The sequence below is a fragment of the Prauserella sediminis genome (genome assembly GCF_014195435.1).
GTDB lineage: Bacteria > Actinomycetota > Actinomycetes > Mycobacteriales > Pseudonocardiaceae > Prauserella > Prauserella salsuginis.
In genome coordinates this window covers 140001-153668 of record NZ_JACIBS010000003.1, presented here as the reverse complement: position 1 = coordinate 153668, position 13668 = coordinate 140001, and the positions used below count along the sequence as shown (strand labels likewise).

At 70.6% G+C, this 13668-nt stretch carries 11 protein-coding genes (1 of these 11 cut by a window edge); all 11 read left to right on the top strand.

Annotated features, from left to right (window positions below):
* The first annotated feature begins 81 nt into the window (after window positions 1–81).
* A complete protein-coding gene (gene pheT / locus FB384_RS21185) occupies window positions 82–2658 on the top strand; it encodes a phenylalanine--tRNA ligase subunit beta (protein WP_183786565.1) in 2577 nt (858 codons plus the stop codon).
* Between the two features lie 447 nt (window positions 2659–3105).
* Window positions 3106–4128, top strand: a complete 1023-nt coding sequence (argC, locus tag FB384_RS21180) for an N-acetyl-gamma-glutamyl-phosphate reductase (RefSeq protein WP_183786564.1) — start codon at window positions 3106–3108, stop codon at window positions 4126–4128.
* A 190-nt stretch (window positions 4129–4318) separates the two neighbouring features.
* Window positions 4319–5470 (top strand): bifunctional glutamate N-acetyltransferase/amino-acid acetyltransferase ArgJ, encoded by a 1152-nt coding sequence (gene argJ / locus FB384_RS21175; protein WP_183786563.1) that lies wholly within the window; start codon window positions 4319–4321, stop codon window positions 5468–5470.
* Entirely contained in the window at window positions 5467–6393 is a 927-nt protein-coding gene (argB, locus tag FB384_RS21170; RefSeq protein WP_183786562.1) for an acetylglutamate kinase, read from the top strand. Before argJ ends, argB begins: the two co-directional genes overlap by 4 nt.
* Window positions 6393–7580, top strand: a complete 1188-nt coding sequence (locus tag FB384_RS21165) for an acetylornithine transaminase (protein ID WP_183786561.1) — start codon at window positions 6393–6395, stop codon at window positions 7578–7580. Before argB ends, FB384_RS21165 begins: the two co-directional genes overlap by 1 nt.
* Window position 7581: 1 nt before the next feature.
* Window positions 7582–8511 (top strand): ornithine carbamoyltransferase, encoded by a 930-nt coding sequence (argF, locus tag FB384_RS21160; protein ID WP_183786560.1) that lies wholly within the window; start codon window positions 7582–7584, stop codon window positions 8509–8511.
* 61 nt (window positions 8512–8572) lie between these two features.
* Window positions 8573–9121: an arginine repressor gene (locus tag FB384_RS21155; RefSeq protein WP_258937835.1), complete on the top strand. Its 549-nt coding sequence runs from the start codon at window positions 8573–8575 to the stop codon at window positions 9119–9121.
* A 23-nt stretch (window positions 9122–9144) separates the two neighbouring features.
* Window positions 9145–10575, top strand: a complete 1431-nt coding sequence (argG, locus tag FB384_RS21150) for an argininosuccinate synthase (protein WP_183786558.1) — start codon at window positions 9145–9147, stop codon at window positions 10573–10575.
* Entirely contained in the window at window positions 10575–12008 is a 1434-nt protein-coding gene (gene argH, locus FB384_RS21145; RefSeq protein ID WP_183786557.1) for an argininosuccinate lyase, read from the top strand. Before argG ends, argH begins: the two co-directional genes overlap by 1 nt.
* Before the next feature lie 22 nt (window positions 12009–12030).
* Complete coding sequence (locus FB384_RS21140) at window positions 12031–12657, top strand: DNA-3-methyladenine glycosylase (RefSeq protein ID WP_183786556.1); 627 nt, start codon at window positions 12031–12033, stop codon at window positions 12655–12657.
* Window positions 12658–12703: 46 nt separating this feature from the next.
* Window positions 12704–13668, top strand: the 5' portion of a protein-coding gene (gene tyrS, locus FB384_RS21135; RefSeq protein ID WP_183786555.1) for a tyrosine--tRNA ligase. The gene runs 310 nt beyond the window's last position; 965 of the gene's 1275 nt are visible here — the first part of the coding sequence; the start codon lies at window positions 12704–12706; its stop codon lies off the right edge, out of view.

Here is a 13668-nt window from a genome sequence, read left to right as displayed (position 1 = left end):
CGGCGCCCGTTCCCACCACCGTTCCGGTAACCCTGCGATGCGGATTCCGATGCGTCCGCACCGTGGCAGCAAGGAGGCGTAGTGCGAGTCCCCGTCAGCTGGCTGACCGAACACCTCGAGCTCGACGACGAGGTCACCCCCGACACACTCGTCGAGGCGTTCGTGAACCTCGGTGTGGAGGTCGAGTCGGTCGAGCGCGTCGGCGAGGTCACCGGGCCGCTCGTGGTGGGCAGGGTCGCCGAGGTCGAGGAACTGACCGAGTTCAAGAAGCCGATCCGCTACTGCCGGGTGGAGATCGGCGAGGCCGGTTCCGACGAGACCGATGACACCGACGAGGCGGACACGGCGGACGCCGAGGGCGACGACGCGGACGAGACCGAGGTCGATGCCGGGCTGCCGAAGCCGCGGACCAACGGCATCGTGTGCGGCGCCACCAACTTCGCGGAAGGCGACCTGGTCGTCGTCGCGCTGCCGGGTGCGACGTTGCCCGGTGACTTCACGATCAGCGAGCGCAAGACCTACGGGCGCCTCAGCCAGGGCATGATCTGCTCGGCCAGAGAACTGGGCATCGGTGAGGACCACTCCGGCATCCTGGTGCTGCCCCCCGGCACAGCCTCGCCCGGCGACGACGCACGCGAGATCCTCGACCTCGACGACACGGTCCTCGAGCTGACGCCGACGCCGGACCGCGGCTACACGCTGTCGGTACGCGGGCTGGCGCGGGAGCTCTCGTGCGCGCTGAACGTGCCGTTCGGCGATCCGGCGAAGCTCGACGTGCCCGAGCCCGAGGGAGAGGCGTGGCCGGTGCGGGTCGAGGATCCGCAGGGCTGCCCGCGGTTCGTGCTGCGCCGCGTGACCGGCCTCGACGCGGGCGCGCCGACGCCGTGGTGGATTCGCCGCCGGCTGCTGCTCGCGGGGATGCGACCGATCTCGCTCGCCGTCGACGTGACGAACTACGTGATGCTCGAGCTCGGCCATCCGCTGCACGCGTTCGACACCGGCGCGATCAAGGGCGACATCGTGGTGCGCAGGGCCGAGGAGGGCGAGAAACTCACGACGCTCGACGACGCCGAGCGTGCTCTCGACCCGGACGACGTGGTGATCGCCGACGACACGGGCGTCATCTCGCTCGCCGGCACGATGGGCGGTGCCACCACGGAGATCGGCACCGAGAGCACGGACGTGCTGCTGGAAGCGGCCCACTGGGATCCCGCGTCGATCAGCCGCACCGCGCGGAGGCACCGGCTGTTCTCCGAAGCCGCGAAGCGGTTCGAGCGGTTCACCGATCCCCAGCTGTGCGAGGCCGCGGTGGAGCGGGCGGCGAAGCTGCTGCGCCAGCACGGTGACGGCAGCATCCAGCCCGGCCGTACCGTGGTCGGCGAGGTCGAGCCCGCGCCCGCGGTGACGATGCCGATCAACCTGCCGGACCGGGTCGCGGGCGTGCGCTACGAGCGCGGCGTCACCGTCGGCAGGCTGACGCAGATCGGCTGCAAGGTGGCCGTGGACACGGCCGACGACGGCACCACCCTCGTGCACGCCGTACCGCCGAGCTGGCGCAGCGACCTGATCCAGCCCGCCGACCTGGTCGAAGAGGTGCTGCGGCTCGAGGGCTACGACAGCATTCCGTCGGAGCTGCCGCCCGCACCCGCGGGACGAGGGCTGACCGAGGCCCAGCGGCGGGAGCGCGCCGTATCGCGGGCGCTGGCCGAGGCAGGTTACGTCGAGGTGCTGCCGTTCCCGTTCGTGTCGGCATCGGTGTGGGACGCGTTGTCCCTGCCCGCCGACGACCCCCGGCGCAGCACCGTCGCGGTGCGGAACCCGCTCGAGGCGGACAAGAACCAGCTGACGACGACGCTGCTGCCGGGGCTGCTCGACACGGTGCAGCGCAACATCTCCCGCGGCACACGGGACGTCTCGCTGTTCCACATCGGACAGGTCGTGCTGGGCGGCGACGAGCGCGCCGCCGCGCCGGACCCCGGAGTCGACGGTCGTCCGAACCCCGACGAGCTGGCGGCGCTCGAGGCCGCCGTGCCCGAACAGCCGCGGCACGTCGCCGTGGTCCTCGCGGGGCAGCGGCTGCGTGACGGCTGGTGGGGCAAAGGCGAACCGGCGGGTTGGGCCGACGCCATCCAGGCGGCGCGCCTCGTCGCTGCGGCGGCGAGGACCGATCTGGAGATCGAGGCCGCCGATACGCTGCCGTGGCACCCGGGCCGCTGTGCCCGGCTGATCGCCGACGGCGAGACCGTCGGTTACGCCGGCGAGCTTCACCCGAAGGTGCTCGAGGCACTGGAACTGCCGAAGCGCACGGTCGCGATGGAGCTTAACCTCGACGGGTTGCCGTTGCGAGAGGTGCGGCCCGCGCCGTCGATCTCGGCGTTCCCTCCCGTGCTGCTCGACGTGGCGCTGGTCGTCGACGCGGACGTGCCGTCGGCGCAGGTGGCCGCGGCGTTGCGCGACGGCGGTGGGGAGCTGCTCGAAGACGTGGCGCTGTTCGACCTCTACACCGGCGAGCAGGTCGGCGAGGGCAAGCGGTCATTGGCGTACAAGTTGCGGTTCCGAGCGGGCGACCGCACGCTCACGGCCGAGGAGGCCAACGAGGCGCGGGACGCCGCGGTCGCCGCGGTCACCGAACGGTTCGGCGCCACGCTGCGCAGCTGAGGCACTGTCCGGTTGTGGCACAGCACGCCTGAGACACCGCGCGGTGGATCGACTTCGGGGTTGTAGCGCTGCGGTGTCGTGGCGCTGCGGGGTTGTGGCGCTGCGGGGTTGATCCACAGCGGCGCTGACGAGACTGTGCTGTCGAGTCGCGGCGTGGTTGAGTCGCGGTTGCGTAGCGCGCTGTGGTGAGTTGACGCCGTTGCGTCCCTGGTGTTCGAACCCGTGACGTGTGGTGCTGTGACGTGAGGCGCCCTGACGTTGTGGGGTGTCCTGACGCGGTGGTGACGTCGCGGGGCGCCGTGGTGACGTCGTCGCGGGGCGCGGGGGTGACGTCGCGTTGTGGTGAAGCCGAGCTGCAGCGCTCGCGCGGGGCGGGTGCTCATCCGATGGCGTGGTGTCCGTCGCCCCGACTGTATTGGACTTGCATCGTCATGCATAATCATTCGTATGACGGTGAAGGTTGCGGTGGCCGGCGCCACCGGATATGCCGGTGGCGAGCTGCTGCGGCTGTTGCTAGCCCATCCGGACGTGGAGATCGGCGCGCTGACGGCCGCCAGCAGTGCGGGTACCCCGCTCGGAAGTCTGCAACCACATCTGCCGCCGTTGGCCGACCGTGTGGTCGGCGAGACGTCGGCCGACACGCTCGGCGGGCACGACGTGGTGTTCCTCGCACTTCCGCACGGTCATTCCGGTGCGATCGCGGAGCAGCTCGGTCCGGATGTACTGGTCGTGGACCTGGGCGCGGACCATCGGTTGCGCGACGCCGCCGACTGGCAGCACTGGTACGGGGGCGAGCACGCCGGTACCTGGCCGTACGGCCTCCCGGAGCTGCCCGGTGCCCGCGAACGGTTGCACGGGACGCGCCGTGTCGCGGTGCCCGGTTGCTTCCCGACGGGCGGTTCGCTGGCGCTAGCGCCAGCCGTGGCCGCGGGGTTGGTGACGACGGACGTGACGATCGTGTCGGTGACGGGCACGTCGGGGGCCGGTAAGAGCCTGAAGCCGCACCTGCTCGGATCCGAGGTCATGGGCAGCACGAGTGCGTACGGCGTGGCCGGCGCGCACCGGCACACCCCGGAGTTCGTGCAGAACCTGAGCGCGGTCGCGGGCCGGAAGGTCACCGTGTCGTTCACGCCGGTGCTGGCTCCGATGCCGCGGGGGATCCTCACGACGGCGAGTGCACCGCTGACCGGCGACGCGGCCGCGGCTCGGCGGGTGTACGAGGCGGCCTACGCCGACGAACCGTTCGTGCAGGTGTTGCCGGAGGGGCAGTGGCCGACGACGTCGGCGACCGTGGGGTCGAACACGGTGCAACTCCAGGTTTCGGTCGACGAGCAGGCGGGCCGGCTGGTGGTCGTGGCGGCGATCGACAATCTGACGAAGGGCACCGCGGGCGGTGCGGTGCAGTCGATGAACATCGCGCTCGGTCTCGACGAGACGACCGGGTTGCCGACGGCGGGGGTCGCGCCGTGACCGCCGACGTACTTGTTCCCGCGGAGGCGGCCGGGGTGACCGCCGACGTACTTGTTCCCGCGGAGGCGGCCGGGGTGACCGCCGACGTACTTGTTCCCGCGGAGGCGGTGGAGCATGCCGCCGACGTACCTGTAGGCGCGGATGCGGCGCAGGGGGCTGCGGCCGCATCGCGAACGTTGGAGGCGACACCATGACGATCACGTCTCCCCAGGGCTTTCGGGCGTCGGGGGTCACGGCGGGGCTGAAGGCGAGTGGCACGTCCGATGTGGCGCTCGTGGTGAACGACGGTCCGTCCGATGTGGCGGCGTGTGTCTACACGTCGAATCGGTGCAAGGCGAATCCGGTGTTGTGGAGTGAGCAGGTTACCGCGGACGGCCGGGCGAAGGCCGTGGTGCTCAACTCCGGTGGTGCGAACTGTTACACGGGGCCGGAGGGATTCCAGACGACGCATGCCAGTGCCGAGCTGGTGGCCGAGCGGTTGGGCATGGGTGCGATCGACGTCGTCGTGTGTTCGACGGGCCTGATCGGTGACCAGCTGGACCGCGACAAGCTTTCGGCGGGTATCGAGCGTGCGGCGGATGCGTTGTCGGCCGGCGGTGGGACCGCGGCTGCCGAGGCGATCATGACGACGGACACGCGAAGCAAGGAGTCGGAGCGTTCCGGCGACGGCTGGACGGTCGGCGGGATGGCGAAGGGTGCGGGCATGCTCGCCCCGGCGCTGGCCACGATGCTGGTGGTGATCACGACCGATGCGCAGCTGGATTCCGCGGTGGCGGACCGCGCGTTGCGGGCGGCGACGCGGGTGACCTTCGATCGCCTCGATTCGGACGGCTGTATGTCCACGAACGACACGGTGTTGCTCATGAGCAGCGGCGCCTCGGGGGTCAAGCCCGACGAGGCGGTGTTCACGGCGCGGCTGACCGAGGTGTGCCACGACCTGGCCCAGCAGTTGCTGTCCGATGCGGAGGGTGCCGATCACGACATCGCCATCGAGGTCGTGAACGCGGCGTCGGAGGACGACGCGGTCGAGGTGGGCCGGTCGGTCGCACGGAGCAACCTGTTCAAGGCGGCGGTGTTCGGGAAGGACCCGAACTGGGGCCGGATCCTCGCGTCGGTCGGGACGACCGGCGCGGTGTTCGAGCCTGGTGAGCTCGACGTGGCGATGAACGGCGTGTGGATCTGCCGCGGCGGCGAGCCGGGGGACTCGCGCGAACTGGTGGACCTGAACGAGCGCGAGGTCAGCGTGACGGTCGACCTGAAGGCGGGGACGGAGTCGGCCACGATCTGGACCAACGATCTGACGCACGCGTACGTGCACGAGAATTCGGCGTATTCGACATGAGTGATCCGGAATCCCTGGTCCCCGCCGACGAGCGCCTGGCCACGGCGTCGGAGAAGGCGGGCGTGCTGATCGAGGCGCTGCCGTGGCTGCAGCGGTTCCACGGCGCGACGGTCGTCGTCAAGTACGGCGGCAACGCGATGGTCGACGACGAGCTCAAGCGCGCGTTCGCCGAGGACATGGTGTTCCTGCGGCTGGCGGGCGTGCACCCGGTCGTGGTGCACGGTGGCGGGCCGCAGATCAGCTCGATGCTGGACCGACTCGGCATCGATGGCGAGTTCAAGGGCGGGTTGCGCGTCACGACGCCGGAGACCATGGACGTGGTGCGGATGGTATTGGTCGGCCAGGTCAGCAGGGAGCTGGTGGGCCTGATCAACGCGCACGGTCCGTACGCGGTCGGTATCTCGGGGGAGGACGCGCGCCTGTTCACCGCCGAACGGAAACAGGCCACGGTGGACGGCGAGAGTGTCGACATCGGGTTGGTCGGCGAGGTCGCCGGGGTGAATCCGGATGCGGTGCAGGACATCGTCAACGCCGGTCGGATCCCCGTGGTGTCGACGGTCGCCCCGGACGCCGACGGTGTGGTGCACAACGTGAACGCCGACACGGCGGCGGGTGCGCTCGCGGATGCGCTCGGGGCCGAGAAGCTCGTCGTGCTGACCGACGTCGAAGGCCTGTACGCCAACTGGCCGGACCGTTCGTCGCTGATCGACAAGATCGGGGTGAGCCGGCTCGAGGTGATGCTGCCGGAGCTGGCCAGCGGGATGATCCCGAAGATGGAGGCGTGCGTGCGCGCCATCCGCGGTGGTGTCAGCAGCGGGCACGTGATCGACGGCCGGATCCCGCACTCGGTGTTGCTCGAGGTGTTCACCGAACGCGGCATCGGCACGATGGTGTTGCCCGACGGTTCGCAGGAGGGCTTGTAATGTCCAATCAGGACTATCAGCGGCGGTGGCAGGCCGCGATGATGAACAATTACGGCACTCCGCAGCTGTCGCTGGCGCGCGGCGAGGGCGCGGTGGTGTGGGACGCCGACGGCACGCGGTATCTGGATTTCCTCACCGGCATCGCGGTGAACGCGCTCGGCCACGCGCACCCGGCTGTGACCGAGGCGGTGACGCGCCAGGTCGGCACGCTCGGCCACACGTCCAACCTCTACATCAACGAGCCTGCGCTGACGCTCGCCGAACGGCTGCTGGAGCTGTCCGGTGCTGCCGGCGGCAAGGCGTTGTTCTGCAACTCGGGCGCCGAGGCGAACGAGACGGCGTTCAAGCTCACCCGGCGTACCGGCCGCACCAAGGTCGTCGCCACCGACGGCGGGTTCCACGGCCGCACGATGGGCGCACTCGCGCTCACCGGCCAGCCATCCAAACGGGAGCCGTTCGAACCGCTCGTGCCCGGTGTCGAACACATCCCGTACGGCGACGTCGCCGCGCTCGAGGCAGCCATCGACGACGACACCGCGGCGTTCGTCGTCGAGCCGGTGCAGGGCGAGAACGGTGTCGTCGTCCCGCCGGAGGGATACCTGCAGGCGGCACGGGAGATCACGAGAGCCCGAGGTGCGCTGCTCGTGGTCGACGAGGTGCAGACCGGCATCGGCAGGCTCGGCAGCTGGTTCGGGTATCAGCAGGCGGGCATCACGCCGGACATCGTCACCCTCGCGAAAGGCCTCGGCGGCGGACTGCCCCTCGGCGCGTGCCTGGCCTTCGGTGACGCGGCGAGCCTGTTCGAGCCCGGTCAGCACGGGACGACGTTCGGCGGCAACCCGGTGTGTTGCGCCGCGGGCCTGGCCGTGCTGGACACGATTTCCACCGACGGGCTGCTCGATCACGTGCAGACGGTCGGCAAGGATCTCGCCGCCGGTGTCGAGGCGCTCGACCATCCGCTCGTCGCGGGTGTGCGCGGCCGCGGCGTGTTGCTCGGTGTGCAGCTGACCGAAGCGGTCGCGGGCAAGGCCGCGGCAGCCGCCCAGCAAGCCGGTTTCCTCATCAACCCCATCCAGCCGGACGTGATCCGGCTCGCGCCGCCGCTGGTCCTGTCCCGGGATCAGGCCGGTGAGCTCGTGTCGGCGCTGCCGGCCGTGCTGACCTCGGCGCTCGAGGCAAAGGACTGACATGCCACGCCATTTCCTCCGTGACGACGATCTGACACCGGACGAGCAGTCCGCGATCCTCGATCTGGCCGACGAACTGAAGAAGCGGCCGCACGGCGACCAGCTCGCCGGTCCGCGAGCCATCGCGGTGATCTTCGAGAAGAACTCCACGCGCACGCGGTTCTCGTTCGAGGTGGGCATCGCCCAGCTCGGCGGGCATCCGGTCGTCGTCGACGGGCGCAGCATGCAGTTGGGGCGCGAGGAGACGATCGAGGACACCGCGCGGGTGCTGGCCAGGTACGTCGACGCCGTCGTGTGGCGTACGTTCGCCCAGGCGCGCATCGACAAGCTCGCGTCGGTGGCCACGGTGCCGGTGATCAACGCGCTCACCGACGAGTTCCATCCGTGCCAGATCCTCGCCGACCTGCAGACCGTGCGGGAGCGGAAGGGCTCGCTCGCCGGGCTGACCCTGACCTATCTCGGGGACGGCGCCAACAACATGGCCCATTCGCTGCTGCTGGGCGGGGTCACCGCGGGCATGCATGTGCGGGTGGCGGCCCCCGCGGGGTTCCACCCGATGCCGTGGGTGCTGGACGCGGTGCACAAGCGTGCCGCCGAAACGGGCGGCAGCGCCTCGGTGCTGACCGATCCGCACGCGGCCGTGGACGGTGCCGACGTCGTGACGACCGACTCCTGGACGTCGATGGGCCAGGAGAACGACGGCAAGGACCGGGTCGCCCCGTTCCGGCCGTACCAGGTCAACGGCGATCTGCTCCGCCGCACGGGGAAGGACACGATCGTGCTCCACGACCTGCCCGCGCACCGCGGCTGGGAGATCACCGACGAGGTGATCGACGGCCCGGCGAGCGCGGTGTGGGACGAGGCGGAGAACCGGCTGCACGCCCAGAAGGCGCTGCTGACGTGGTTGATGGACCGTGAGGAGGCTGCGTGAGCGACGATGGCGGAGCTTGCGGAGCCTGGCTCACCAAAGCCGACCGGGTTGGGCCCCTGTTGTGGCACGCTTTCGCGCCACAACAGGGGAGGGTGTCCAGCAGGACACGACGATGACTCATTCCCGAGTGGCGCGGCAGGCCAGGATCACCGAGCTGGTGTCGACCGTGGCGATCCGTAGCCAGACCGAACTGGCGAAGCTGTTGGCGGCCGAAGGCGTCGAGGTGACACAGGCTACGTTGTCGCGGGATCTCGACGAGCTGGGCGCCGTGAAGCTCCGCGGTGCCGACTCCGGCGCACCGGTGTACGTGATCCCGGAGGACGGCAGTCCGGTCAAGGGCGTGCAGGGCGGCACGTCGCGGCTGTCGCGGCTGCTCGGTGAGCTGCTGGTGTCGGCGGAGGGTTCGGCCAACCTCACCGTGGTGCGCACCCCGCCCGGTGCGGCGCAGTTCCTGGCGAGCGCGATCGACAGGGCGGCGCTGGGCGACGTGCTCGGCACCATCGCGGGCGACGACACCGTCATGGTGATCGCCCGCGAACCTGCGGGTGGCCCCGCACTGGCCCGCCTGCTGACCGAGCTGGCCGACCGTCACCCGACCGACCCCGACTGACCCCAGAACGTAAGGAAGCGAAATTGAGCAAGGTTCTCATGTCCCTGCCGAAGGGCGAGCGCGTCGGCATCGCGTTCTCCGGCGGTCTCGACACATCCGTGGCCGCGGCGTGGATGCGTGACAAGGGCGCGGTGCCGTGCACCTACACGGCCGACATCGGGCAGTACGACGAGGACGACATCGACGGCCTGCCCGGCCGCGCGAAGGACTACGGCGCGGAGATCGCCCGCATCGTCGACTGCAAGCGGCAGTTGGTCGACGAGGGGCTGGCCGCGCTGGCCTGCGGTGCGTTCCACCTGCGTTCCGGTGGGCGGGCGTACTTCAACACCACACCGCTCGGCCGCGCGGTCACCGGCACGATGCTGGTCCGTGCGATGCAGGCCGACGGAGTCGACATCTGGGGCGACGGCTCGACGTTCAAGGGCAACGACATCGAGCGGTTCTACCGCTACGGCCTGCTGGCCAACCCGGAGCTGCGCATCTACAAGCCGTGGCTGGACCCGGACTTCGTGCGTGAGCTGGGCGGGCGCCAGGAGATGAGCGAGTGGCTCACCGAGCACGGCCTGCCGTACCGCGATCCGGCGGAGAAGGCCTACTCCACCGACGCCAACATCTGGGGCGCCACGCACGAGGCGAAGACCCTCGAGCACCTCGACGTCTCGCTGGAGACCGTCGACCCGATCATGGGCGTGAAGTTCTGGGATGACGATGTACGGATCCCGGCCGAGGACGTCACGGTGCGGTTCGAGGCGGGCCGGCCGGTGGCGATCAACGGCCGGACCTTCGACGACCCGGTCGCCCTCGTGGTCGAGGCCAACGCCATCGGTGGCCGCCACGGCCTGGGCATGTCCGACCAGATCGAGAACCGGATCATCGAGGCCAAGTCCCGCGGGATCTACGAGGCGCCGGGCATGGCACTGCTGTGGATCACCTACGAGCGGCTGCTCAACGCGATTCACAACGAGGACACGGTCGAGAACTATCACACCGAGGGCCGCAAGCTCGGCAGGTTGCTCTACGAGGGCCGGTGGCTGGACCCGCAGGCGCTGATGATGCGGGAGGCGATTCAGCGATGGATCGCCTCGCTGGTCACCGGCGAGGTGACGTTGCGACTGCGCCGCGGCGAGGACTACACGATCCTGGCCACGGAGGGCGCCAACTTCTCGTATCACCCCGAGCGCCTGTCGATGGAGCGGGTCGAGGGCGCCGCGTTCGGCCCCACCGACCGCATCGGCCAGCTGACCATGCGCAACCTCGACATCGCCGACTCGCGGCACAAGCTCGAGTTCTACGCGCAGCAGCCGCTCGACCAGGGCCAGGTGCTCGTCGAGAACGGCACGCTGTTCGGCGAACTGCCCTCGGGCGGCGCCGACCGCATCACCGACAACCCCGAGGCCTCGAGCGAGACGCCCACGCCGCTCGACGAGGCCGCCATGGAGTACGGGACCGACTGATGAACGACAACGTCAAGCTCTGGGGCGGGCGGTTCGCCAGCGGCCCAGCCGACGCCATGGCTGCGCTGTCGGCGTCGACGCACTTCGACTGGGTGCTGGCTCCGTACGACATCGCGGGATCGCGGGCGCACGCCCGGGTGCTGCACCGTGCCGGGCTGCTCAGCTCCGGCGAACTGGAGAGCATGCTCGCGGCGCTGGACACACTCGCCGAGGACGTGGCCTCCGGCGCGTTCACGCCGACGATCGCCGACGAGGACGTGCACACCGCACTGGAACGGGGGCTGCTCGAGCGGGCTGGCGCCGAGCTGGGCGGGAAGCTGCGCGCGGGCCGGTCCCGCAACGACCAGGTGGCGACCCAGTTCCGCATGTGGTTGCGGGACGCCGCCCGGCGCATCGTGACCGGCGCCCTCGACGTCGTCGACGCGCTGGTCGCGCAGGCGCACCGGCATCCGGACGCCGTACTGCCGGGCCGAACGCATCTGCAGCACGCCCAGCCCGTGCTGTTGGCGCACCACCTGCTGGCACACGCGCAGGCGCTGCTGCGGGACGTGAGCAGGCTCCGCGACTGGGACGCCCGCACGGCCGAGTCGCCGTACGGATCGGGTGCGCTCGCGGGGTCGTCGCTCGGTCTCGACCCGGAGGCGGTCGCCGCCGAACTCGGCTTCGACGGCAGCGTCGACAACTCCATCGACGGCACCGCGTCGCGGGACTTCGCCGCGGAGTTCGCGTTCGCCGTCGCGATGCTCGGGGTGAACCTGTCGCGGATCGCCGAAGAGGTCATCCTCTGGAACACCGCGGAGTTCGGCTACGTGACGCTGGACGACGCGTGGGCCACCGGCAGTTCGATCATGCCGCAGAAGAAGAACCCGGACGTCGCCGAGCTCACCCGCGGCAAGTCGGGCAAGCTCATCGGCAATCTGTCGGGCCTGCTGGCGACGCTCAAGGCGCAGCCGCTCGCGTACAACCGCGACCTGCAGGAGGACAAGGAGCCGGTCTTCGACTCGGTGGCGCACCTCGAGCTGCTGCTGCCCGCGCTCGCGGGAATGCTGGGCACGCTGACGTTCCACACCGACCGGATGGCCGCGCTGGCGCCGGCCGGGTTCACGCTCGCCACCGACGTCGCCGAGTGGCTGGTGCGCAAGGGGGTGCCGTTCCGCAGCGCCCACGAGGCGGCGGGCGAGTGCGTCCGGGTGGCCGAAGGGCGCGGTGTCGGTCTCGACGACCTGACCGACGACGAGTTGTCGGCGATCCACCAGGAGTTGACGGCGGACGTGCGCGAGGTGCTGACCGTCGCGGGCTCGGTGGCCTCCCGTGACGCCAAGGGCGGGACCGCCCCGGCGAGGGTGGCCGAGCAGCGGGACCGGCTCGTCGAACGTGCCTCCGGGCACCGGGCGTGGGCGGCCACGCCCGCGCGGGCGGACGGGCGGCCGTGACGATGACGCTATCCTGCCCGGCATGATCGACGACGCAGTGCGGGTGGTGAGCCGTGACGACCTCGCCGTCGATCCGGTCGCCTTGGCGCCGTGGCTGCTGGGCTGTGTGCTCGAATCGCGCAGCGACGAGGGCACGGTGCGGGTGCGGCTCGCCGAGGTCGAGGCCTACCGCGGACTCGACGACCCGGCGTCGCACTGCTACCGCGGCCGGACGCCCCGCAACGACGTGATGTGGGGCCCGGCCGGGCATCTGTACGTCTACTTCGTCTACGGCATGCACTTCTGTGCCAATGTCGTGGGACTCACCGACGGCAAGCCGGGCGCCGTGCTCGTGCGGGCCGGTGAGGTGATCGAGGGCCGGGAGCTGGCGCGATCGCGGCGGCCCACCGCCCGCGGTAACGGTGCCGTCGCCAAGGGGCCCGCGGTCCTGACCTCACTGCTGGGGCTCGACGCGGCGCACAACGGCGTCGATCTCACCGACGGGGCGTCGCCGGTGCGGCTGCTGCAGGGCGACGACGTCGCGGCCGAACGCATCCGCACCGGGCCGCGGGTCGGGGTCGCCGCGGCCCAGGACGTGCCGTGGCGGTTCTGGATCGACGGGTCGCCCGCCGTGAGCACCTACCGGCGCGGCGGTCGCGCGCGCCGGTGACCGGGGCCGCAGCGGTCCGCGGCGGCGGGCCGGGGACAATGGGCGCGTGAGTGAGCACATCCTTGACGAGCTGACCTGGCGGGGACTGATCACCCAGTCCACGGACATCGAGACGCTGCGGCGCGATCTCAGCGCCGGCCCCGTGTCCGTCTACACGGGATTCGACCCGACCGCGCCCAGCCTCCACGCCGGGCATCTCGTGCAGATGCTGACCCTGCGCCGCTTCCAGAACGCCGGCTACCGGCCCGTCCTGCTCGCGGGCGGGGGAACCGGCCTGATCGGCGATCCGCGGGACGTGGGGGAGCGCACGCTCAACTCGGAGGAAACCGTCCGCGAATGGGCGCAGCGCCTCCGCGGCCAGCTGGCCCGGTTCGTGGACTTCGACGACCCCGACCTGAAGCCGGTCGAGGTCAACAACCTCGACTGGCTCGGATCCATGTCCCTGCCGACCTTCCTCCGGGACGTGGGCAAGCACTTCTCGATCAACACGATGCTGGCCCGCGACACGGTCAAGCGCAGGCTCGAAGGCGACGGCATGTCGTACACCGAGTTCAGCTACATGCTTCTGCAGGCGCACGACTACCGGGAGCTCTACGAGCGGCACGGGGTCACGCTCCAGGTCGGCGGGTCCGACCAGTGGGGCAACATCGTCGCGGGCGTCGACCTGGTCCGGCGAGTGCACGGTGCGCAGGTCCACGGGTTGACCACGCCGCTGGTCACCGACGCCGACGGCCGCAAGCTCGGCAAGTCCACCGGCGGCGGCAACGTGTGGCTCGACCCGGAACTGACCTCGCCGTACGCCTGGTACCAGTACTTCCTCAACCTGCCGGACGCGAGTGTGTCCGAGTACCTCAAGTTGCTGACCTTCCTCGACCGCGACGAGATCGCCGAACTCGAGACGGCGACGGCGGAGCGGCCCGCCGCCAGAGCGGGGCAGCGGCGGCTGGCGCAGGAGCTGACCGATCTGGTTCACGGGCCGGAGCAGACGGCCCAGGTCGTCGCGGCGAGCCA